The 410-nt window shown below is 64.6% G+C and carries 1 protein-coding gene; it reads left to right on the forward strand.

The annotated features are described in order from the left end of the window. Positions 1-209, forward strand: a 209-nt coding sequence (rpsU, locus tag F8M74_RS37365; protein ID WP_163884794.1) for a 30S ribosomal protein S21, incomplete at its 5' end; no start/stop codon positions are given. Positions 210-410 lie beyond the last annotated feature (201 nt).

A 410-nucleotide genomic window follows, 5' to 3' on the forward strand; every position in this document is an offset into this window, starting at 1 on the left:
GCGTCAAAGTCCGCGAGAACGAGCCCTTCGAGTTTGCTCTTCGCCGCTTCAAGCGCACTTGCGAAAAGGCCGGTGTGCTGGCCGAAACCCGCAAGCGCGAGTTCTACGAAAAGCCGACCCAGGAGCGCAAGCGCAAGGCCGCCGCTGCTGTGAAGCGTCAGCTGCGCCGCTCGTCGCGCGACGTCACCAAGCGTCAGCGCCTGTACTGATCGGACGCATCTTCATTGCGGCGGGCCTGCCTGTCGCGATGGAGCCGAAGCCGGCACGCGCGAGCGTCGCCGGCTTTTTGCGTTTCCGGGTTCGGGCATCCGCCCCGCCCCACCTACCACCACGAGGTTCCTCATGAGCATGAAGCAGCAGCTCACCGAAGACATGAAGGCCGCCATGAAGGCGGGCGAGAAGCACAAGCT

Source organism: Myxococcus sp. CA023 (genome assembly GCF_010998615.1).
Classification (GTDB): domain Bacteria; phylum Myxococcota; class Myxococcia; order Myxococcales; family Myxococcaceae; genus Myxococcus.